This window comes from Pseudactinotalea sp., from assembly GCF_048594945.1.
Classification (GTDB): domain Bacteria; phylum Actinomycetota; class Actinomycetes; order Actinomycetales; family Beutenbergiaceae; genus Pseudactinotalea.
In genome coordinates, this window is the sequence record NZ_JBMDXJ010000098.1 from 1 (window position 1) to 21557 (window position 21557).

At 70.2% G+C, this 21557-nt stretch carries 23 protein-coding genes; 5 read left to right on the forward strand and 18 right to left on the reverse strand.

Annotation, left to right across the window (positions count from 1 at the left end; genetic code table 11):
* On the reverse strand, nt 1-530 hold a 530-nt coding region (locus ACOJSN_RS04625; RefSeq protein WP_420111336.1), incomplete at its 3' end, for a dihydroxy-acid dehydratase.
* A gap of 159 nt (nt 531-689) precedes the next feature.
* On the opposite strand from ACOJSN_RS04625, the gene ACOJSN_RS04630 reads away from it, so the two are divergent.
* Nucleotides 690-1229: an aromatic ring-opening dioxygenase LigA gene (locus ACOJSN_RS04630; RefSeq protein WP_420111337.1), complete on the forward strand. Its 540-nt coding sequence runs from the start codon at nt 690-692 to the stop codon at nt 1227-1229.
* A gap of 70 nt (nt 1230-1299) precedes the next feature.
* Nucleotides 1300-1896: an alpha/beta family hydrolase gene (locus tag ACOJSN_RS04635; protein WP_420111338.1), complete on the forward strand. Its 597-nt coding sequence runs from the start codon at nt 1300-1302 to the stop codon at nt 1894-1896.
* Nucleotides 1897-2029: 133 nt separating this feature from the next.
* Here the strand turns inward: ACOJSN_RS04635 and ACOJSN_RS04640 are convergent, their stop codons facing one another.
* The 10 genes from ACOJSN_RS04640 to ACOJSN_RS04685 all read right to left on the reverse strand — a co-directional run bounded on the left by ACOJSN_RS04640 (nt 2030) and on the right by ACOJSN_RS04685 (nt 11499).
* A complete protein-coding gene (locus ACOJSN_RS04640; protein WP_420111339.1) occupies nt 2030-2860 on the reverse strand; it encodes a DUF4097 family beta strand repeat-containing protein in 831 nt (276 codons plus the stop codon).
* Nucleotides 2857-3003: a hypothetical protein gene (locus ACOJSN_RS04645; RefSeq protein ID WP_420111340.1), complete on the reverse strand. Its 147-nt coding sequence runs from the start codon at nt 3001-3003 to the stop codon at nt 2857-2859. Before ACOJSN_RS04645 ends, ACOJSN_RS04640 begins: the two co-directional genes overlap by 4 nt.
* A 25-nt stretch (nt 3004-3028) precedes the next feature.
* The gene (locus ACOJSN_RS04650) at nt 3029-3565 is read right to left on the reverse strand and encodes a histidine kinase (protein ID WP_420111341.1); all 537 of its coding nucleotides are present in this window, start codon (nt 3563-3565) and stop codon (nt 3029-3031) included.
* 81 nt (nt 3566-3646) lie between these two features.
* On the reverse strand, nt 3647-4468 hold the full coding sequence (locus ACOJSN_RS04655) for a bifunctional allantoicase/(S)-ureidoglycine aminohydrolase (protein WP_420111342.1): 822 nt from the start codon (nt 4466-4468) through the stop codon (nt 3647-3649).
* Nucleotides 4465-5805: an allantoinase AllB gene (gene allB / locus ACOJSN_RS04660; protein WP_420111343.1), complete on the reverse strand. Its 1341-nt coding sequence runs from the start codon at nt 5803-5805 to the stop codon at nt 4465-4467. Before allB ends, ACOJSN_RS04655 begins: the two co-directional genes overlap by 4 nt.
* A complete protein-coding gene (locus tag ACOJSN_RS04665; protein ID WP_420111344.1) occupies nt 5802-6956 on the reverse strand; it encodes a glycerate kinase in 1155 nt (384 codons plus the stop codon). Before ACOJSN_RS04665 ends, allB begins: the two co-directional genes overlap by 4 nt.
* A 34-nt stretch (nt 6957-6990) precedes the next feature.
* Nucleotides 6991-7995: a 2-hydroxy-3-oxopropionate reductase gene (locus tag ACOJSN_RS04670; RefSeq protein ID WP_420111345.1), complete on the reverse strand. Its 1005-nt coding sequence runs from the start codon at nt 7993-7995 to the stop codon at nt 6991-6993.
* Entirely contained in the window at nt 7910-8725 is an 816-nt protein-coding gene (locus ACOJSN_RS04675; RefSeq protein WP_420111346.1) for a hydroxypyruvate isomerase family protein, read from the reverse strand. The genes ACOJSN_RS04670 and ACOJSN_RS04675 overlap by 86 nt, the downstream gene beginning before the upstream one ends.
* Nucleotides 8726-8806: 81 nt before the next feature.
* Nucleotides 8807-10051, reverse strand: coding sequence for a DUF6986 family protein (locus ACOJSN_RS04680; protein ID WP_420111347.1), 1245 nt, complete (start codon nt 10049-10051; stop codon nt 8807-8809).
* A complete protein-coding gene (locus tag ACOJSN_RS04685; protein ID WP_420111348.1) occupies nt 10048-11499 on the reverse strand; it encodes an NAD-dependent malic enzyme in 1452 nt (483 codons plus the stop codon). The genes ACOJSN_RS04680 and ACOJSN_RS04685 overlap by 4 nt, the downstream gene beginning before the upstream one ends.
* A 169-nt stretch (nt 11500-11668) precedes the next feature.
* Between ACOJSN_RS04685 and ACOJSN_RS04690 the strand changes: the two genes are divergently transcribed.
* Nucleotides 11669-12433, forward strand: coding sequence for an IclR family transcriptional regulator (locus ACOJSN_RS04690; protein ID WP_420111349.1), 765 nt, complete (start codon nt 11669-11671; stop codon nt 12431-12433).
* 5 nt (nt 12434-12438) lie between these two features.
* Here ACOJSN_RS04690 and pucL read toward each other — a convergent pair whose 3' ends face one another.
* The 5 genes from pucL to ACOJSN_RS04715 form a co-directional block, all read right to left on the reverse strand.
* Nucleotides 12439-13392 (reverse strand): factor-independent urate hydroxylase, encoded by a 954-nt coding sequence (pucL, locus tag ACOJSN_RS04695; RefSeq protein WP_420111350.1) that lies wholly within the window; start codon nt 13390-13392, stop codon nt 12439-12441.
* A 2-nt stretch (nt 13393-13394) separates the two neighbouring features.
* Nucleotides 13395-13748 (reverse strand): hydroxyisourate hydrolase, encoded by a 354-nt coding sequence (gene uraH / locus ACOJSN_RS04700; protein WP_420111351.1) that lies wholly within the window; start codon nt 13746-13748, stop codon nt 13395-13397.
* On the reverse strand, nt 13745-14239 hold the full coding sequence (gene uraD / locus ACOJSN_RS04705) for a 2-oxo-4-hydroxy-4-carboxy-5-ureidoimidazoline decarboxylase (protein WP_420111352.1): 495 nt from the start codon (nt 14237-14239) through the stop codon (nt 13745-13747). Before uraD ends, uraH begins: the two co-directional genes overlap by 4 nt.
* Before the next feature lie 45 nt (nt 14240-14284).
* On the reverse strand, nt 14285-15871 hold the full coding sequence (gene aceB, locus ACOJSN_RS04710) for a malate synthase A (protein ID WP_420111353.1): 1587 nt from the start codon (nt 15869-15871) through the stop codon (nt 14285-14287).
* 62 nt (nt 15872-15933) lie between these two features.
* The gene (locus ACOJSN_RS04715; RefSeq protein WP_420111354.1) at nt 15934-17667 is read right to left on the reverse strand and encodes an alpha-amylase family glycosyl hydrolase; all 1734 of its coding nucleotides are present in this window, start codon (nt 17665-17667) and stop codon (nt 15934-15936) included.
* 126 nt (nt 17668-17793) lie between these two features.
* Between ACOJSN_RS04715 and ACOJSN_RS04720 the strand changes: the two genes are divergently transcribed.
* Together ACOJSN_RS04720 and ACOJSN_RS04725 are read left to right on the forward strand one after the other, a co-directional pair.
* Complete coding sequence (locus ACOJSN_RS04720; RefSeq protein ID WP_420111355.1) at nt 17794-18306, forward strand: PaaI family thioesterase; 513 nt, start codon at nt 17794-17796, stop codon at nt 18304-18306.
* Nucleotides 18307-18343: 37 nt separating this feature from the next.
* Nucleotides 18344-19978, forward strand: a complete 1635-nt coding sequence (locus ACOJSN_RS04725; RefSeq protein WP_420111356.1) for a hypothetical protein — start codon at nt 18344-18346, stop codon at nt 19976-19978.
* Here ACOJSN_RS04725 and ACOJSN_RS04730 read toward each other — a convergent pair.
* Both ACOJSN_RS04730 and gatB read right to left on the reverse strand, forming a co-directional pair.
* Entirely contained in the window at nt 19963-20190 is a 228-nt protein-coding gene (locus ACOJSN_RS04730) for a hypothetical protein (protein WP_420111357.1), read from the reverse strand. The two genes, ACOJSN_RS04725 and ACOJSN_RS04730, sit on opposite strands and share 16 nt — an antisense overlap.
* Nucleotides 20191-20243: 53 nt before the next feature.
* Nucleotides 20244-21557 (reverse strand): Asp-tRNA(Asn)/Glu-tRNA(Gln) amidotransferase subunit GatB (gatB, locus tag ACOJSN_RS04735; protein ID WP_420111358.1); only part of this gene is annotated, 1314 nt, incomplete at its 5' end.

Genomic DNA, 21557 nt, shown 5'->3' on the forward strand with positions numbered 1-21557 from the left:
GCGTCGATGATCGTGACCTCCTTCTCGGTGCCGTCCGAGAGCTTGGCGACGCCGGGGAGGATGGTGCCGGCATACAGGAACACGGCGGCGAGGTCGAGGCGGGCAGCGGCCATGAGCATGCCCGGCAGGGACTTGTCGCACCCCGCGAGCAGCACCGAGCCGTCCAGCCTCTCCGCCTGCATCACGGTCTCGACCGAGTCTGCGATCACGTCGCGCGAGACCAGTGAGAAGTGCATCCCCTCGTGCCCCATCGAGATGCCGTCGGATACCGAGATCGTGCCGAACTCCAACGGGTATCCGCCCGCGGCGTGCACCCCTTGCTTGACCGCCTGCGCGAGCCGGTCCAGCGACAGGTTGCACGGCGTGATCTCGTTCCACGAGCTCGCGACGCCGATCTGGGGCTTCGCGAAGTCCTCGTCGCCCATCCCGACCGCACGCAACATGCCGCGTGACGCGGTTGCCTCCAGCCCGTCGGTCACCACCCGGCTGCGGGGCTTGATGTCGGGTCCCGGTTCCTCGGTGATGGCCATGTTCGCGAGTCTATGACCGCACGATGCCGGGTGCACCGCCGACCGGTGGATCCGATCCGGGACCTCCGGCCCAGGACCTCGGACCCACGCGGCCGCGACTCGGGCGCGCCAGACTGGTCCTGCAAGCCCGCCCCACACCCAGCCTCATGAGGAGGAATCGTGTCCAGCCCCGCCCGCTCCACCCGTACCGCCACCATGGCAGGTCTCGCCGCCTTGATCGCCGGAGTCATCTTCGTACTCGCCGGTGCAGCCGTGTGGGTGCTGATCGGCACCCAGCTCTCCGCGCAGAAGATCACGGTCGGTGACGACGCCGGTGAGGCCGTGCCCGCCCTGTCCTGGACCGCAGGTCAGACGGTCTCCGGACCCTTCACCGCGTACGCGCAGGCTGAGATCATCGACATGCACGCCACCGCGATCGCCGGCGGCAACACCTACGCCGAGCTGGGTGCCCTGGTGTCCGAGGCACAAGACGCCGGCGACACCGAACGCGCCGAAGAGCTGCAGGCGCAGCGCAACACCGTCATGAACGCCTCCTTCCTGCGGGCGTCCCTGTTCACCTCGGTCGTCTCCTACGGCGTCGCCGCCATGGCCATCGTTCTCGGCATCCTGCTCGTCCTGGGCGGGCTGGGGCTGCGGCAGGTAGCCGCAGCGGTGGCCACCACATCGCAGCGCGTCGAGAAGGAGGCCGATCTCGACTGACCCCCTCATTCGAGATCACGGGCCGGCCACCAGCGATGGTGGCCGGCTCTTCTCGTGCCTACGCTGAGGTATGGAGATCGAGACCCAGCACGGCCTCGCACGTGCCGAGGTGCTGCCCGGCGACGGTGACGGCGTGCTCGTGCTCGGGCACGGCGCGGGCGGTGGCACCCACGCGCCCGACCTGCGCGCCGCCGGCGCAGTCGCCCGAGGACTGGGTTGGTCGGTCGTCTTCGTGGACCAGCCTTACCGGGTCGCGGGGCGGCGCGCTCCGGCGCCGGCCGCCCAGCTCGACGTCGCCTGGCTCGCCGTGCTCGCGGCCCTCCGTGAGAAGGGCGTGATCGGGTCGGGCCCGCTGGTGGTCGGCGGGCGGTCGTCAGGGGCTCGGGTCGCGTGTCGTACCGCCGACGACGGCGCAGCCACCGGCGTCGTGTGCCTCGCCTTCCCCCTCCATCCGCCGGGCAGGGCGAACGATCCGACGAAGTCGCGCCTCCCTGAGCTCGACGCAGTCCGGGTGCCCGTCCTGATCGTGCAGGGCGAGTCCGACCCGTTCGGCATGCCGCCGGAGGATGACAACCGCAGGATCGTACGTCTGCGAGGCAACCATTCACTCAGGTCCGACATGCCGGGACTTCGCTCCGCCGTCGAGGCCTGGCTCCCCACCCTCTGATTTCAACGCTCTTCCGCCACCACAAGACTTTCACCGCTGTTCCGGCATCGCCTGTCGGTGATGCCGGAACAGCGTTGAAAGGTTGGCTGTGCCGGAAGGGCGTTGACAGGCTGGCTGTGCCGGGCGAGGGTGCTCAGGCGCGGTGGACGCGGATGTCGCCGCTGACGCTACGCAGCCGTAGCACGGCGCCGTTCTCGCCCTCGCTGGGCTCGTCGCCGGCCTCGAGGTCGGAGCTGACGCGGCCGGAGATCGAGCTGCAGTCGAGCAGCGCAGCCGTGCCGCGCGCGACGCCCACGAGGACGTCGCCAGAGGCGGCCTTGGCACTGACCTCGCCGTGGCTGATGGTGCGCACGGTGAGGTCGCCGGAGCCGCTGCCGAGCTGAACCCGGCCGGCGGCGGCGCCGATCGTGGCGTCACCGGAACCGGTGGTGACCGACAGGTCGCCGGATCCCTCCACGGTGATGTCGCCGGACCCGGCCCGCAGCTCGGAGCGGCCGGCGCTGCGTCCGATCCGGATGTCGCCGGATCCGGTCGTCACGGTGGCGCTGCCCGTCTCGCCGAGGCTGACGTCGCCGGAGCCGCTGGCGATGCGCACCTCCTCGGCGCGTTCGAGCGTGAGGTCACCGGAACCACTCTTGATCTCCGCCCATGCGAGCGCGCCCTGGGTGCGCACATCGCCGGATCCGGTCTCGACGTCGATCGAGCTGCCGGGCGGGATCGTCACGGTGACGACCACCGAGCCGCGGCTGCCGAACAGCCCGCCCACCGACTTGGGCACGGCCACCTCGAGGCGGCCGCCGGCCATCTCCACGCGGGTCGCGGCGGCGAGGTCGTCGCCACCGCGGCGGGGCTCGACGTCCACGACCACCAGCGGGGCCGCCTCGTCGGCGACGACCACGAGATCGCTGGCGCGCATCTTGGCGGCGAGCGTCAGCGGCCCGGTCGTCTCGAACTCGTACCTCACAGCTGCGCCCCTCGGTTGGCGACCGGTCGATACGTGCCGGTGAGAGCGCGGCGACGGCGCGGCTTGGACATGCGCGTGAGCTGCTCGTCGAGCGGCGAGCTCATGCGTTGCGCGATCAGTGCCTCGTAAGCGGTGCTGTACATGGTGTGCTCCTTCTGGGGGGTGGTGTCAGCGGACCCAGCCGGTCATCGTGCGCCCGATGCGCACGCGACCGCCGGGGGTGGTGATGTCGATGCCGGACTGCGGCGTGAGCGCCTGTTGCGCCGCGCGCACGAGCCAGGTGTTGACCGAGACGCCCTCGGCGGCTGCGGCCTCGTCGATCTGCCCCTTGAGGTAGTCGGGCAGCCGCAACGAGACGCGGGACATGCCGCCGTCGTCATCCACCGGGGGCGGCGGTGGGGCGGGCGCGGCGGGCGGCTCGGGGGGCGTGCCGAACGGAACCGTGGAGTCCTCGTGCGACGTGCTGGCGCGGTCCACCACGATCTCGGGGTTCCCGCCGCGGAGGCGGACGTCGATGACGTCACCGTCGAGCCGAGCGGTCACCTCGGCTGCGACGTCGGAGGCCATCTCCATGAACGTGAGCCGGATCGCCGGCTCCATGCCCTGGGCGAGGCGCTCAGCGGCCTCGCGGACCTCGGGGCTCGAGGTCTGCGCACTGGTGACAAGAGCCGAGTTGAGGCTCGTGACGTACGGGTTGAGATCCATGACGCCATCATGACATCACCGTGACGCCATGTCAACACCATGGCGACATCACATGTGGCGTCGGATGATGTCGTGGTTGCGTCAGGGGTGACGCCAGAGTGACGCGTGGCGGTTCACGTCCTTGTAGAGCAGGTACCGGAACGGCCCCGGACCGCCCGCGTAGCAAGCCTGCGGGCAGAAGGCGCGCAGCCACATGAAGTCGCCCTCCTGCACCTCCACCCAGTCGGTGTTCAGCAGGTACACGGCCTTGCCCTCGAGCACGTAGAGGCCGTGCTCCATCACGTGGGTCTCCGGGAAGGTGATCGCTCCCCCGGGCTGGAACGTGACGATGTTGACGTGCATGTCGTGGCGGATGTCGCTGGGATCGGCGAACCTCTGCGTGGCCCAGTCGCCGTTCGTGTCGGGCATCTCGACGGCGTCCACCTGGCTCTCGTGGGTCACGAACGAGGGCGGCGGCTCGATGCCGTCGACCGCCTGGTACGCCTTGCGGATCCAGTGGAACGTGGCGGTGGCCTCGGAGCGGTTGCGGATCGTCCACGACGCCCCAGGCGCCAGGTAGGCATAGCTCCCCGCGACCAGCACGTGCGTGGAGCCGAACAGCTCGAGAGAGATCTCGCCGTCGACCACGAACAGCACACCCTCCGCCCGCTTGTCGCCCTCGGGCCGGTTGCTCCCCCCGCCCGGGGCGACCTCGACGACGTACTGCGAGAACGTCTCGGCGAACCCCGAGAGCGGCCGCGCGAGCACCCACAGCCGGGTCGCGTCCCAATGCGGCAGCAGGCTGGTGGTGATGTCGCTCATGGTGCGGCGCGGCAGCACCGCGTAGGCCTCGGTGAAGACCGCGCGGTCGGTGGTCAGGTCGGTCTGCGGCGGCAGCCCGCCGCGTGGGACGTAGTAGGTCACGCCTGTCCTCTCCAGATCAGTCGGCCGGCGGGGCGCTCGAGGTCGATCTCGGCGCCCGCCAGCAGGGTCTGCCGCACCACGCCGGACAGCGTGTGGTCGGCGTACGGGGTGATCGCGTGGCGGTGCTCGAGCCTCTCGGGCCGCACCACGAAGGCCTCATCGGGAGCGAAGACCACGAGATCGGCGTCATGCCCGACGGCGATGGTCCCCTTGTCGCGCAAACCCACCAGCGCGGCGGGTCGCGCGGCCATCCAACGCACCACCTGCGCGAGGTCGATGCCTCGGGTGCGGGCCGCCGTCCAGACGATCGACAGTCCCAGCTGCAACGACGCCACCCCGCCCCAGGCGGTCCCGAAGTCGCCGGTCTCCAGGTTCTTGAGATCGATGCTCGACGGCGAGTGGTCGCTGACGATTGCATCGATCGTCCCGTCGAGGAGCCCTTGCCAGAGCAGATCGCGGTTGCTCGCCTCCCGGATCGGTGGGCAGCACTTGAAGGCGGTGGCGCCATCGGGTACGTCCTCCGCCGCGAGCGCGAGGTAGTGGGGGCAGGTCTCGACCGTGATGCGCACGCCATCGGACTTCGCCGAGGCGATCATCGGCAGCGCGTCCGAGGAGGACAGGTGCAGCACGTGCACCCGAGCACCGGTCCACCGTGCACGCTCGATGAGGGCAGCGATCGCGAGGTTCTCGGCACCGCGGGGGCGAGAGCGCAGGAAGCGCTCGTAGACCTCGCCCTCGGCATGCGGGGCGCGGTCGATCGCACGCGAGTCCTCCGCGTGCACCACCATCAGCCCGTCGAAGCCGGCGAGCTCACGCAGGTCGTCCTCGAGCTCGTCAGGCTCGAGGTAGCCGAACTCCGCCACGCCCGAGTGCAGCAGGAAGCACTTGAACCCGAGCACGCCGGCGTCATGGAGGGCGCGCAGCTCGCCGGTGTTGCCGGGTACCGCGCCGCCCCAGAACCCCACGTCGACGTGCCGCTTGCCCTCGGTCGCCGCGACCTTCTCCTGCAGGGCAGCCACCGAGGTGGTCGGCGGGATCGAGTTGAGCGGCATGTCGACGAGCGTCGTGACCCCGCCCCGGGCGGCCGCACGCGTGGCGGTGTCGAACCCCTCCCACTCGGTGCGGCCAGGCTCGTTGACGTGGACGTGCGTGTCGACGAGCCCGGGCAGCAGCACCTCGTCCGCGCCGAGGTCGACCACACGGTCGGCTGCCAGTCCGGTGCCCAGTGGCACCAGCGCCTCGATGCGCCCCTGGCGCACCCCGACCTCGCGGGCCCGGAAGCCCGCCGATGTCAGGACCGCCTCGCCACGGACCACGAGGTCGAGCGGCTCGGTCATCTCGTCTCCTGCACGTGATCCACGGCGATGCGTTCTCCGACATCCTCCAGCAGCCTGCCCGCCTCCGCGAGGCAGACGGCGACATCGGGTTCGAACTCCGTGAGCAGGTAGCGGTCGGCGAAGCCGTGCGCGGTGAGCTCGTCGCGAGAGAGCGTGGTGCGGCCGGCGACCGCGATCGTGGGCACGCCGGCCGCTCGGGCCGCCGCCGCCACGCCGACCGGCGTCTTGCCGAACAGGCTCTGCTCGTCGAGCGACCCCTCCCCCGTGACCACCAGGACGGAGCCCTCGAGCGCCGCCCCGAATCCGGTCAGCTCCAGCACCATCTCGATGCCGCGGCGGCGATGCGCCCCGAGCAGCAGCTGTGCGGCGTAGCCGACTCCGCCGGCAGCGCCCGCCCCTGGCTGCCACGCGGCCGATCGGGCGCCCTCGACACCGGCCTCCGCGAGGGCCTCGACCCACCGGTTCAGGCCCGCTTCGAGGTCCGCGACCGTGTGCGCGCCCGCACCCTTCTGTGCGCTGTAGACGGCAGCCGCGCCTGTGGCGCCCAGCAACGGGTTCTCGACGTCGGCTGCGAGCACGACCTCGACGGGACCGAGGCGCCGGTCGAGCCCCGTCAGATCCACCCGGGCGAGCCTGCGCAAAGCGTCGCCGCCGTGAGCGAGGTCAGCTCCGCCGCAGTCGAGGAGTCGGCCGCCGAGGGCGGCGATCAGGCCGGCGCCACCATCGGTCGAGGCGCTGCCGCCCACGCCGAGCACGATCCGGCGGGCACCGGCGTCAAGTGCGTCGGAGATCAGCTCGCCCGTGCCGAACGAGGTGGACTCGCGTGCGGAGCGATCGTCGGCCGCGGTGTAGGACAGACCGGAGGCGAGCGCCATCTCGAGCACCGCCGTCGGGCCGTCGCCCTGGTTCGGTGCGAGCGCGTACCGGGCATCGACGGGTGTACCCAACGGCCCCGTGACGCGCACCTCGCGGACGTGCGCACCTGCGGACAGGGCAGCGTCCACGGTGCCCTCGCCGCCATCGGCGAGCGGGATCTCGCTCACCCGCAACCCGGGAGAGCCACGCCGCAACCCGGCTGCAAGGTGCGCAGCAACCTCGGCAGCGGCGAGGGAACCCTTGAACTTGTCCGGTGCGACAACGACTGACGGCATGGAGGCAGTGTCGCTGATCGCGACACCGCTGCCGTCAGCGCTCGTGATCCACGCCGCTCAGCCGTGCGACGCCACGGTAGAGAGCCGAGTGGTCGAGGCCGCCATCGCCGTTGGCACGTGCCGAACCCATCAGCTGCGCAAGCAGCGCCGCCGCCGGCGTGGCCACGCCCGCCTCGCGTGCGGCAGCGGTCACGATGCCGAGGTCCTTGTGGTGCAGATCGATCCGGAACCCTGGCTCGAAGGCGCGCTCGAGCATCTTGCCGGCCTTCTGGTTGAGCACCGCCGAGCCGGCCAACCCGCCGCCGAGCACCTCGACAGCCGCCGGCAGATCCACGCCGTAGGCCTCCAAGAACACCAGCGCCTCAGCGAGGGCCTCGATGTTGACGGCCACGATCAGCTGGTTCGCCGCCTTGACAGTCTGGCCCGCACCGCTGGGCCCGACGTGCACGATCGTCTTGCCGACCGCTGCGAACACCTCGGACGCCGTCGCGAAGTCGGATGCCTCGCCACCGACCATGATCGAGAGCGCCGCGTTGATCGCGCCGGGCTCGCCTCCCGAGACCGGGGCATCGAGCATGCGCAGCCCCTTCTCCTGAGCTTCGGTGGCCAGCTCGGATGCGACGTCGGGGCGGATCGAGGAGAAGTCGATGACCAGCGTGCCGGGTGCTGCATGGTCGAGCACGCCGTCCTCCCGCAGCACCGCGGCGACGTCGGGCGAGTCGGGCACCATGATCGCGACGATGTCGGCGCCTGCGACCGCCTCGGCAACCGACCCGGCAGCTCGCCCGCCCGCCTCGACGAGCGGCGCGGTCTTCTCCGGGCTCCGGTTGAAGCCGACGACGTCGAACCCGGCGTTCTGCAGGTGCACCGCCATCGGCGAGCCCATGATGCCGAGGCCGATGAACGCAAGCGTGGTCATGGTGAGTGGTCCCCTCTCGTACGGTCGGTGCCGGTCAGTGCGCCGTACGGCGCTCGCGTGGCACCCAGGCGAACGGGTCGGTCTGGGAGGCGGGCATGGCCGGCTTGTACTCCAGGCCAACCCAGCCGGCGTAGCCGCCGGAGGCGAGGTCGCCCAGCCAGCGCTCGATCGGCAGGTCGCCGGTGCCCGGCTGATCGCGTCCCGGGGCGTCGGCGATCTGCACGTGCGCGACCCGGTATCGGTAGGCGGCGATCGCGGCATCGACATCGTCGCCGTTGACCGCCAGGTGGTAGACGTCCAGCAGCAGGCCGAGGTTGGTGGCGCCGTGCTCGGAGGCCACGCGGTCGATCACCGCCACCGTGTCCGCGGCGGTCTTCAGGGGGTAGGCATCCATCCCGGAGACCGGCTCCACCAGCACGATGCCGTCGATCCGCGCGACGGCGGCGGCCGCGGCGGCGAGGTTGCGTGCGCCGAGACTGTCCTGCGCCACGGGATCGGCGTCAGGCTGACGGTTGCCGTACAGCGCGTTGAAGGCGCGGCAGCCGGTGCGCTCGCCGATCTGTGTGACGACATCGAGGTTCGCGAGAAAGTCCGACTCGCGCTCCGGCCACGACACCAGACCACGGTCGCCGCCCGGCATGTCGCCGGCGTTGAAGTTGAGCCCGGTGAGCTGCACGCCGGCGTCGGCGAGCGCCTGCACCAGCGCGTCGACGTCCGCCTGGTCAGGCGTGGACGAGGCGAACGGCCACCAGAGCTCGATCGCATCGAACCCCGCGGCGCGCACGGCTGCCGGACGTTCCAGCAGTGGCAACTCAGTGAGAAGGATCGAACCGTTGACCGTCAGCCGCATCGCGTACTCTCCACCTCGTTGCCACACATGCAATACTTGTAATCTTGTCAGGCAAATGTTAGTTCGCGGGCCCTGTAGGCGTCAACCTGCGACCCGTCGGCTCAGCAGGGCGCGCAGGTCGGACTCTGGGAACGGCACCTCGTCCGCGCCCACGGCACCACAGTCGAGCCCGCGCACGAGGAACGACGCCATCGCACGGGCCGTGGCCGGCTCATCCATGACGTCGCCCTCGCGGTGAGCCAGGTATCGCTCGAGGCGGTCGAGGATCGCCTCGAGACCGGCGCGGAAGAAGGCGTAGGTGGCGGCGAATCGGCTCGGCAGGTGCGCCGGGTGCAGGTCCCATCCCTGGTAGAAGCCACGGTGCAGCGACCTCCTCACGAGCCGCCCGTGCACGGCCCACGCGGCATCGACGGCATCCCGGTCCCCGACCGGGATCACGTTGGTCGAGCCGTCGGACAGTCGCACCGCGGTGCCGGCAGCGGCCACCTGCATCACGGCCTTCGCATGGTCGGCGGCCGGATGCTCCATGCTCTGGTCCCCCGCCGCGAGGCCGAGCGAGGCCGAGTAGTCGTACGTTCCGTACGGCATGGCGCTCACGCGGCCCTGACCGGCGGTGATCATGAGCGGCAACAGCGAGGTGCCATCTGGTCCGAGCACCGCCTGCGGAGTCTCGACCTGGATCTCGAACGTGAGCGAGCCCGGCTGCAGCTCAAGATCCTCCTCGAGCGCGGCCAGCGCGACCACCATCGCCTCGACCTGCGCCACCGAGGTGACCTTGGGCAGCGTGAGCAGCAGCCCGTGCGGCAGCCCCGGCCCGCGGTGCAGCCCTGTGACGAACCGCTCCAGCGTGCGCAGCCCGCGCGCTCGCGTGGGCTGCTCGAGGCTCTTGAACCGGATCCCGATGAACGGCGGCAGCTCCCCGCTCTCGCGCAGCTCCCCCACCGCCGCCACGGCAGCGTCGACTGCGGCATCCTCCTCCTCGTCGCCGACCTCGCCGTAGCCGTCCTCGAAGTCGATCCGCAGATCCTCGATCGGCTCCCGCTGCAGCTTCGCCGCGACCAGCTCGCCCAGCCGGTCGCGCTCAGCTCCGGCCGGAACGCCGTGCACCTCGAGCAGATGCTGCGGCCCACCGGCCGAGCCGAGCGCCGCCTGAGCGGCGCCCGACCACGAGGCGATCGTCCCGCCGTCGAACCGGTGGGCAGGCACGTAGACCGAGTGCACCGGCTGCCGGGACTCGGCCGCACCGGGATACCGGCGCACGAGCTCCCGATCGGGCGCCTCCAGCAGCCGCTCGATCCGCTCGAGCGCGCCGGAGAACTGCGTCATCGGCCGGTCCCGAGCCCCAACGGGATCGCGCCGGTCGGGGGCAGCTCCTCACCGGCCTCCTCCCGCTCGGTGCGCACCACCTCCACCACGGCACGCGCGACCGCCTCCGACACCTCGGTGTCGAACACGCTCGGCACGATGTAGTTCGCGTTGCGCTCGGCGTCACTGACCACCTCGGCGATCGCGAGCGCGGCCACCCGCAGCACGTCGTCGGAGATGCTCACGGCGCGCGCATCGAGCAGCCCGCGGAAGATGCCGGGGAACGCGAGCACGTTGTTGATCTGGTTGGGGTAGTCGCTGCGCCCGGTCGCCACCACGGCGGCGTGCTCGGATGCCTCCAGCGGATCGACCTCGGGCGTGGGGTTGGCGAGCGCGAACACGATCGCTCCCTCGGCCATGGTCGCGATGTCCGCACCCGTGAGGATGTCCGGTGCCGAGACGCCCACGAACACGTCGGCACCCGCGAGGCCCTCGCGCAGGGAGCCGTCGATGCAGTCGGGGTTGGTGTGCTCGGAGATCCAGCCCCAGTTGTCGTCCGGCGCCGGCTTGGAGCGCGCCACCGCGCCGTTGACGTCGTAGCCCACGATGTGCCGTGCGCCCTGACGCAGCAGCAGCCGGATGATCGCCGACCCGGCTGCGCCCACCCCGGAGATGACGATCTTGACGTCCTCGAGCCGCTTCTGCACCACCTTCAACGCGTTGATCAGCGCCGCGAGCACCACGATCGCCGTGCCGTGCTGATCGTCGTGGAACACCGGGATGTCAAGCTCGGAGCGCAGCCGTCGCTCGATCTCGAAGCACCGTGGCGCGGAGATGTCCTCGAGGTTGACACCGCCGTACGCCGGCGCGATCGCCTTGACGATCCGGATGATCTCCTCGGTGTCCTTCGTGTCGAGGGCGACCGGCCAGGCGTCGACGCCGGCGAACTGCTTGAACAGCGCCGCCTTCCCCTCCATCACCGGCATCGCGGCCGCCGGGCCGATGTCACCGAGGCCCAGGACCGCGGTGCCGTCGGTCACCACGGCCACGGTGTTGCGCTTGATCGTGAGGCGGCGGGCATCCTCAGGGCGCGCGGCGATGGCCAGGCACACCCGCGCCACGCCGGGGGTGTAGGCACGCGAGAGGTCGTCGCGGTGGCGCAGGTTGACCTTGGGCTTGACCTCGAGCTTGCCTCCCAGGTGCATGAGGAAGGTCGCGTCCGAGACGTACCGGACGTTGAAGCCCTCCATCGAGGAGATCCGCGCTGACATCTCCTGCACGTGTGCCTCGTCGCGGGCGTTCGCGGAGACGTCGACCACCATGCCGTTGTCGGTCGACTCGACCACGTCGATGCCGGTCACGGCAGCACCGGTGTCGCCGACCGCGGAGACGAGGGCGGTCGTGGTCCGAGGACCGGTTGGAGACTCCACCCGGATCGTGATCGAGTAGCTGGGACTGGGGATCGCCATCGGTTCCGCCTCGGAGGTGTGGTGCGCGCTTACGGAGACTGCTCATGGTTGGTATCACGCCGCGGTGACCGGCGGAGGGCGTTCCGCCTGCGACGCGCGGGACACTCCGCCATTGTTCCTCACATTCCGCCATTTGGAGTACTCTTTCCGAAGAACGGAAGGTGAGGACGTGGCAACGAGCGAGACACCGCGCAGCGGGTCGGTGCAGTCCGTGGAACGTGCGGCCGAGCTGCTGGAGCTGCTGGCCGACGCGGGGGGCGAGGCGGCGCTCAGCGAGCTCGCCACCAGCACCGGTCTGCCGCTTCCCACGATCCACCGCCTGATGCGCACGCTGCTTGCCCTGGGGTACGTGCGGCAGCTGCCGAGCCGACGATACGCGCTCGGCCCCCGGTTGATCCGGCTCGGCGAGAGCGCGGGCCGCCAGCTGGGCGCCGACGCTCGCCCGTTCCTCGCCGAGATCGCCTCCGAGCTGGGTGAGAGCGCCAACCTCGCGATGATCGACCGCGACATGGTGGTCTACATCGCCCAGGCCTCCTCGGCCCACTCGATGCGGATGTTCACCGAGGTGGGCCGGCGCGTGTTCACCCACTGCACCGGCGTCGGGAAGGCGGTACTCGCCCAGCTCGACGACGACGCGGTGCGTGAGATCGTGCGTCGCGTCGGCATGCCCGCCGCGACCGAGCACAGCCTCACCGAGATCGACGCCCTGCTGGCCGAGCTCGCGGTCATCCGCGAGCGTGGCTATGCGATCGACGAGGGCGAGCAGGAGATCGGGGTGCGCTGCTACGCGGTACCGGTGCCCGGCGCACCGACCCCGACAGCGCTCTCGGTCTCGGGTCCCGACTCCCGCGTCACGGACGCCTTCGGCGAGAAGGCTGTGCCGGCACTGCAGCGCCGCGCCGCCGCGATCGGCGCCGCGCTGCTGCAGGCGTAGCTGCCTCACGCGAACGCCGGCACGGTGTTCCAGGCGCGCGGTTCGCTGGGAACCCCCTTGCGCGTCACGGACGCCTCGATCTTTCCGTAGGGCCGGTCGGCAGCGAAGAACACCACGTTGGGGTTGTCCTGCCCGAACGGGCTCAGGTCCACGGTGAAGTGGTGGTTGTTCGGGCAGGAGAACCGGATCTCGGTGACCTCTTCATGGGTCTCGATGACCCTCACAGCCATCGCCCAGAGCGTCTGCTGCAGCGCGAGCGAGTGCAGCTCGGCGAACTGGCTGAGGATGATCTGCCGCACCGAGTCGTAGGTCGCGTCGAAGTCGACGCCGGAGACGTGGTCGGGGTCGTAGCTCCACCATGCGGTCACGTCGGTGGCCATGATGCGGTCGGTCGCATCCGCGAGCGTGCGGTAGGTGTCGTCGACGAACCCGACGAACGCCGACCCGCTCGACTTCAGCACCGTGAGGTCGGTGACACCCGAGACCACGAAGGTGGCCTCGCCATCACGCTGCACCACCGTGCGGCGGACCTCCTTGCCGCCTCGCACGAACGAGTGGTCGTGCGGTCCGTTCTCGGTGACGATCCGGTCCCAGGAGTACTGCTCCACCTCCCACCGCCCGCCGTTGACCCAGTCGTAGCTGCGTGTGAAGTGGTCGGCGAGCCGCAGCGCGAACTCCTCGGGAGCACCGACGCCGTCACGCGCGAGCGAGTAGACGGTGTTCTTCTGGCTGTCGGTGGCCACGCAGTGCGCGTTGTCGCCGTGCGTGTGCACGTGCGTGAAGTCGCCGCGCAGCTGGCTGGTGACGTTGACGTCGGTGAGGTGGTGCACGTCGCCGTCACGCCTCACGTGCACGAGGCGGTTCTCCGCCTTCCCGTACTGGTTGAAGCCGAGCTCGGCGTGCTCGCTGACGATCTCGTACGGCTGCGCGGACGCAGCCTCCGGCGCGTGGTCGACCATGATCAGCTCCCTCGGTAGGTGGAGTAGGCGAACGGGCTCAGCAGCAGGGGCACGTGGTAGTGCGCCTGCTCGGCTTCCACGCGGAACGCGATGACGACCTCGGGATAGAACGTCCGCGTTCCGCGCGCTTCGTAGTACTCGCCGACGGCGAAGCTCAGTCGGTAGGTCCCGCCCGGCAGGTGCTCGGGACCGAGGGCCTCCGCGCGCCCGTTCTCGTTGGTGGTCCCGGTCGCGATCTCGCGCCATCGATCGCCCTCTCGGGCGTCGAGCACGACGGCGACTCCCGCAGCAGGGGCACCGACGGCCGAGTCGAGCACGTGAGTCGTGATGAAGGATCGGGTCGGCGAGTCCGTCATGTCAGCATGCCTCTCAGTCGACGGGCGGCGATCTCGCGCAGGTTGTCGGCGGCGAGGGCACGCTCCCGCTCGGGCGTGTGCTGCAGCCGTCGCTGCAGCTGCTCGAGGATCTCTGCGGGCGAACGTCCCGCGGCGCGGATGAGGAACACATGGCCGAAGCGCTCCTCGTAGGCGCGATTGCCTGCGGCAAGCTGCTCCTTGACGTCGACGCTCGCCTGGGCCACGGACGCTTGCTCGCGGCGCGAGTGCTGCGCCTCGGGTTCCGCCCCGTTCGCGCGCTCACCGATGCGAGGGTGGTGCGCGAGCGCGCTGTCGATCTCGGCGTCGGTCCACGGGTGCGCCAGCGTCTCGGCAGCCGTGACGGCATCCTCGACCTCGCCGTACGGGCGCCCCGCCACCACGGCCTCGACCCATCTGTCGACATCCGCGCAGGCGCGCACGAGCTCCGCCGCCTGCTGCGGCGTGGCCGTGTTGAACTCCTCCAGCAGCATTGCTGACCTCCCGCTACTCCTCGACCGAGGCCGACTCGGGCCGACTCAGTCCATCCGAGCGTAGGCGGGAGTGGTGAGGAAGTCGGCATAGTCGTCGGACACGGCGACCTCGAGAAACAGCTGCCTGGCCTCGTCGTAATCGCTCGGCTCGCCGGGCAGCGTCTCGACGACCTCGGCGACGATCTGTTCGACCAGCTCCCTGGTCACGGTGCGGCCGGTGTCGCTGAGCACGATGCCGCCCCGCAGCCACTGCCAGATCTGCGAACGGGAGATCTCGGCGGTGGCGGCATCCTCCATGAGGTTGTGGATGGCCACGGCACCCAGCCCGCCGAGCCAGGCACGCAGATACTGCAGCGCCACGTCCACGTTGCTGCGCAGGCCCTCTTCGGTGACCTCCCCTTCGGCCGAGGCGATGTCGAGCAGCTGCTCCGCGGAGACCTGCACGTCCTCACGCGTGTTGTCGATCTGGTTCGGCCGCTCGCCGAGAACGCTCGTGAAGACCTCTCGGCACGTCTCGACCATGCCGGGGTGCGCCACCCAGGACCCGTCGAATCCGTCGTTCGCCTCGCGGGTCTTGTCGGCGGTGACCTTCTCGAACGCCGCGGCGTTGATCGCCTCGTCCTTGCTGGGGATGAAGGCCGCCATGCCGCCGATCGCGTGTGCACCGCGCTTGTGGCAGGTACGCACGAGCAGCTCGGTGTACGCGCGCATGAACGGTGCCGTCATCGTGATCGAGTTGCGGTCCGGCAGCAGGAACTCGCTGCCGCGGCTGCGGAAGTTCTTCACGATCGAGAACAGGTAGTCCCAGCGGCCGGCGTTCAGTCCGGCGGAGTGCTCACGCAGCTCGTAGAGGATCTCCTCCATCTGGAACGCGGCCGGGATCGTCTCGATCAGACAGGTCGCCCGGATCGTGCCGCGCGCGAAGCCCAGGTGCTCGGAGGCGATCACGAACGCGTCGTTCCACAGCCGCGCCTCGAGGTGATGCTCCATCTTGGGCAGGTAGAAGTACGGGCCGAGACCCTTGCCGATCTGGGCGAGTCCCGCCGTCGAGACATACAGCGCGAAGTCCACGAGCGCGCCCGAGGTGGGTTCGCCGTCGACGAGGATGTGCTTCTCATCCATGTGCAGGCCACGGGGGCGCACCACGATGGTGGCCAGCTCGGCGTCGGGCTTGAGCGCGTAGCTCTTGCCGTTCTCGGCGGTGAAGTCGATCGTGCGGCTGACGGCGTCGAGCAGGTTGAGCTGCCCACCCACGACCGAGCCCCAGTGCGGGGTGTTGGCGTCCTCCTGATCCGCGAGCCACACCTTGGCGCCCGAGTTCAGGGCGTTGATCGTCATCTTGCGATCGGTGGGACCGGTGATCTCGACGCGCCGATCGACCAACCCCGGGGCGGGGTCCGCCACCCGCCAGGAGGCGTCCTCGCGGATCCCCGAGGTCTCGGGCAGGAAGTCCAGCGTGCCACCGGCGGCGATGTCGGCGACCACCTGCTGACGTGCGGCGAGCCGCTCCAGGCGGCGACCGTTGAGTTCGCGGTGCAGCCGCGCGATCAGCTCGAGCGCGCTGGTGGTGACGACCTCCTCGCCGCGCTCGGGCAACGGTGCGGTGATGGTGAGACCTGCGGGGATGTTCATGTCACTCCTGCTCTCGCTCCATATTCCACAATGCGGTATTGTGCTTCCACATTGTTGCAAGCCTATCGCGTGTAGACGAGGGCCGAGTACGGTCCGATCGTGACGACGGCGGAGGGCCCGTCCCCGTGAGCCTCGACATCGGCACTCGGGTGATCGGTGAACAGCGCCGAGTACGTGCGCCCGTCGGAGTTGAACCGGAGCCGCCAGGCACCCGGACCGGGGAACCGGACGGCGGCCTCGTGTGGCTCGTGCGAGGCGTTGAGGATCACGACCGCATGATCGGCGTCCGCGAGCCGCGCGTACGCGAGCACCTTCGCGGCATCATCAGCGTGCAGCACCTCGGTGTGCTGCCCCGTGAGTCCCGCCGAGTCGCCCGCGAGGTTGCGTCGCAGCGCGATCAGGTCGCGGTACAGCCGCACGAGGTCCCGGAGCAGCTCGGCGCGCTCCCAGTCGAGCGGCACGGTGTCACGGAACCACTCGTCCTCGAGGAACTCCTGCCCCTGGAAGAGCATCGGAACGCCGGGCGAGGTGAGCGCGAGCACCGCTCCGAGCGTCGCACGCTTCTGCGCAGCCCAGCCGCTCGGGTTGCCGGGCTCGACCTCCTGCGGCACGCGCGCCTTGCCGTTCGCGACCTCGTCGTGGGACTCCGTGTAGACCACCCGGGTGAAGGCATCGTCGTGGTCGCGCGCCGTGACCGCAGCGACCAGCGCCGGGATCGATCGGGCGCCGTCGTCGGGCGTGATGATCGCCGCGCGCACGGGGTGCACGAACCGCGCGTCCCACTGCGACTGCAGCCGGGTACCGTCGGCTGAGGTGATCGCTGGGTCGGACTGCAGGTCCTCGGCGATCGTGATGGCATCGGGCCGCTCGGCGCGTACCGCATCGGCGATGTCGCGCATCATGCTCCAACCGTCGCCGATGTCCTCCCCGCCGGCGTCGACCTTGCGCATGTACAGGGTCATGTCGAGGCGGAGCCCGTCGACGTGGAACTCACGTAGCCAGAACAGGGCGTTGTCGATGAGGAATCGGCGTACCTCGGGGCGGCCGTAGTCCGGGCGGGTGTCGCCCCACGGCGTGCTGCTGCGGTGGTCGTTGTAGAAGTAGATGCCGCCCTTGCCGTTCTCGGACCAGCCGTCGAGCTGCCACACCGACAGATCGCTGGGGCCGAGGTGGTTGTAGACGACGTCGAGGATCACCGCGATGCCGCGCCGGTGAGCCTCCCTGACGAGCTTCTTGAACGCGTCCGGGCCACCGTAGGAGGACTCGACGGCGAAGATGTGCGCCGGGTTGTATCCCCACGAGTAATCGCCCGCGAACTCCGCCAACGGCATCAGCTCGATCGCGTTGACGCCCAAGCTGCGCAGGTAGTCCAGCCTGCTGAGGGCGTCGGCGAGGTCTCCCGGACCGTCCTTGCCCGCGACGAAGCTGCCGATGTGCGTCTCGTAGATGACGAGTTCGTGGGCCGGCGGGCAGCGGAACGCCTCCCCCTGCCAGTCGAAGGCATCCGGGTCCCAGACGATGCCGTTGCCGACCGAGTTCGTCACCGCCCGCGCGTACGGATCGATACGGTCCAGCCTGCCGACTGCGGTGTCCAGCGCGAACCGGTACTGCGCACCCGCGCCGACGCCGGCGATCGTGACCTCCCAGATGTCACCCTCGCCGCGCGTCATCGGGTGTGCATCCGCATCCCAGTCGTTGAGGTCGCCGATCACCGCGACGGCGTTCGCATGCGGCGCCCACAGCCGGAAGGTGGTGCCCTCGGGCGTCACGGTCGCCCCGAGCGGTGCGCCGCTCACAGGTCGTACGCCGTGGGGTGGCGGGCCTCGTAGCCAAGTACGTGTGCGGCGAGGATCATGCGGCCACGCTAGTGACCGGGCCGGAAGTTCTCGGGTGATTCGCGGACCCGGTGGCACAGTTGCGGCATGACTGAAGCGTCCGGCGATCGTTCGACGACCATCCGCACCATCGAGTTCACCGATCCGATGGCTACTGCGCGGCTCGGGATGACGATGAGCGGGGTCGAGTTCCTGCGTGGCATGGCCGACGGCACGGTGCCGCCACCGCCGATCGCGGTGCTGATGAACATGGACATCGAGACCGTTGAGGAGGGCAAGGTCGCGTTCGGCGGGACACCCGACCCCTCCCACTACAACCCGATCGGAATGGTGCACGGAGGCTTCGCCGCGACCATGCTCGACACCGTGTGCGGCTGTGCCGTGCACTCGATGCTCCCGGCCGGCAAGGCGTACACCTCGATCGAGATCAAGGTGAACTACCTGCGGCAACTGCAGGCCGGGGTGCGCGTGGTGGCCACGGGCACCGTGACCAAGCCCGGCTCGCGCGTGGCGTTCGCCGACGCCACGCTGGCGACCGAGGACGGCACGCTCGTGGCCACCGCCTCCAGCAGTCTGCTCGTGTTCGACCCGCGGGCCTGAGCACGGCGGGGCACGCGGCCTCGACTACCCTCCACCCGTGGGTCGGCTGAAGAACTGGTGGAGCCGGTTCGCGGGCACGGCGGCCGGAGCGGCGGCACACCGGCCGCCACCGGAAGCGAGGTTCACGGAGATCGGCACGAGCTACCCGAGCGCGAGCAGCACCAACGCACCCGTGGTCACGCCCGCGCCGAACCCCTACGCGGCCTACCCGGGCGAGGGCACACGCACGCCTCGCCGCAACCCGATCCCCACGCCCGGCGCACCGCCGGCCTGGGGCACACCCGCGAACACCTCCGCGGCGCCCGCCGCCGCACCGGCCGCCACCCCGGGCCCCGCTCCGACTCCCTCGACCCCACCTGTCCCCACCGCGCGCCCTGCACGCACGGGTCGCCGCTCTCGCACCGGGACCGGGGTGACGTTCGGTGCCCTCAGCGCCGCTGTCATCACGGTCGTGGTGATCGTGATCGGGCTGATCGTCGGAGTGACCCAGGGCGGCGGCACCGGCGGCAGCGGCAGCGGCCCGCCGGGTGGATATGCCCCCGAGCTCGAGGCCGACTGGACCCTCAGCTCCCAGCAGTTGCTCGGCGACTACGGCGCGTTCGACAGCCCCGAGGGATCCCTGTCCGGCACGGTCCTCGAGACCACGGCGGGGTGGATCGTCATGCTCGAGGCTTCCACGCTGGAAGCGAGACTCGTCTCGGTCGCCCCGGACTCGGGCGACGTCCAGTGGTCGATCCCGATGCCCGAGGCCCGCTGCACCACCTCGACCGGTGACGCACTCGTCTGCCTCACCCGCAGCGGCGGGTCCACGTTCGAGCTCGTCACCGTGGACGCGAGCAGCGGGGCACCCGTGGGCGACCCGGTCCCCACCGACATCGCGCATGTCCCGGTGTTCGTGGTCCCGATGGGTGACGACGGTCTGACGGCCTTCACCATGCGTAGCGAGCTCATCGGTCTCGACCTCCAGGGCAACACGATGTGGCGCGAGGAGCTCGATACCGGCGACTACGAGACCGAGTGGATCCAGCCGGACGTCGCCCGGCTGGGCCCCTCGACGATCCTGTTCCTGGGTACCTACGTGGGCACCGTGCAGGTCGACGCGCAGGGCCCCCACATGCACGAGTGCCGCAGCGTCGCGGTGACCGAGCAGGCGTGGATGTGCACCGGCGAGGACGACGCGGTGGGCCGGGATGCCGACGGCGCCGAGCTGTGGCGCGAGGGCTGGCAGGACTACTACCTCGTGGACCGGTACCAGCACATCGCACCGGTCATCATCGTCGACAACTGGGACGGCACCGTCTCCGGCGTCGATCCGCTGACCGGCACGCACGGCGCCTTGATCGAGGTCAGCGACGACCCAGGAGCATCGTTCAACTTCCTCGGCGACCCGGAGCATCCGTTCGTCTTTGCCGACGACACCGTGAGCCTGCTCGACGCCGACCTGACCACGGTGCTGTGGACCTCACCCATCGAGGACGAGTACCTCAACATCGCGGGCGGCGGCCTGGCGGGCGACACCCTCGCGATCGACGCCCAGCACTCCTACGGGTTCGACCTCGACACCGGCGAGATGCAGTGGGAGCGCGCCTTCCTGCCCAATGACGCCCTCGTCGTGGGAGAGGCGTTCGTCGGCATGCAGGGCAGCGACCTGATCCGCTACCAGCTTCCCTGAGGCGTCCGCTCGCCCGTCGTGCCCCGCAGCGCGTCGGTCCCGTGCTCACGTCGCTCGAATCCGTGCTCCATGGGCAGCTCGGTGCTACCGCCATCGAGCACCGCTGCTGCGGTGAGGAACCCGGCAGCGGCGACAGCGAGGGCCACGAGCAGTCCGAGCGCGCGCACCACGAACGGGGACGACCATCGGCCGCCCGTGGCACCGTTGCGCACGCCCATACCTCTGACATGTCCCGATACCGCGGTTCATTACACGGCGGGACAGATCAGCTCTGCACGCGCTCCATCACAAGCTCGCGCACGCGACCCGCGTCGGCCTGACCGCGCGTCGCTTTCATGACCGCACCGATGATGGCGCCGATCGGGCCCAGATTCCCCGACCGGATCTTCTCGGCGATGTCGGGCTGGGCGGCGAGGGTGGCGTCGATGACCTCGAGCAGCGGGCCGTCGTCGGAGACGATCTCCAGGCCGCGGGCGGTCAGCACCTGCTCGGGGCTGCCCTCCCCCGCCAGCACGCCTTCGAGCACCTGCCGCGCGAGCTTGTCGTTGATGCGACCGGCGTCCACGAGCGACTGCAGCTCGCCGATCGCGGCAGCCGTGACCGGCAGCTCCTCCAGCGAGACGTCCTGGTTCTTGGCCGTGCGAGCCAGCTCACCCATCCACCACTTGCGCGCGGCTGCCGGGCTCGCGCCGGCAGCGACCGTCGCCTCGATCAGCTCGAGCGCGCCGGCGTTGACCACGTCGCGCATCTCGGCGTCGGCGTAGCCCCACTCGCCCTGCAACCGACGGCGGCGCGCGGCCGGCATCTCGGGCAGGCTCGCCCTGATCTCCTCGACCCATGCGCGCGAGGGAGCCACCGGCACCAGGTCCGGCTCGGGGAAGTAGCGGTAGTCCTCGGCGTCGGACTTCACGCGACCCGGCGACGTCGAGCCGTCCTCCTCATGGAAGTGGCGCGTTTCCTGCAGGACCGAGCCACCGCCGTCGAGCACCTCCGCCTGACGGGCGATCTCGAAACGCACGGTCCGCTCGACCGAGCGGAACGAGTTGACGTTCTTGGTCTCGGTGCGGGTCCCGAGCGGCGCCTCCGGCGTGGCACGCAGCGACACGTTGACGTCGGCGCGCACGTTGCCGCGCTCCATGCGCGCCTCGGAGACTCCCAGCGCCCGGAAGATGTCGCGCAGCGTCTGCACGTAGGCGCGCGCGACCTCGGGAGCGCGGTCGCCCACACCGGTGATCGGCTTGGTGACGATCTCCACCAGCGGCACGCCGGCGCGGTTGTAGTCCACGAGCGAGTGCGACGCCCCGTGAATCCGCCCATCGGCACCGCCGACGTGGGTGTTCTTGCCCGCGTCCTCCTCCATGTGCGCCCGCTCGATCTCGACGCGGAACACCGTGCCGTCCTCGAGCTCCACGTCGAGGTGACCCTCGTAGGCGATCGGCTCGTCGTACTGGGAGGTCTGGAAGTTCTTCGGGATGTCCGGGTAGAAGTAGTTCTTCCGCGCGAATCGGCAGGTCTCGGCGATCTCGCAGTTCAGCGCCAGCCCGATCTTGATCGCGTGCTCCACGGCGGTGCCGTTGAC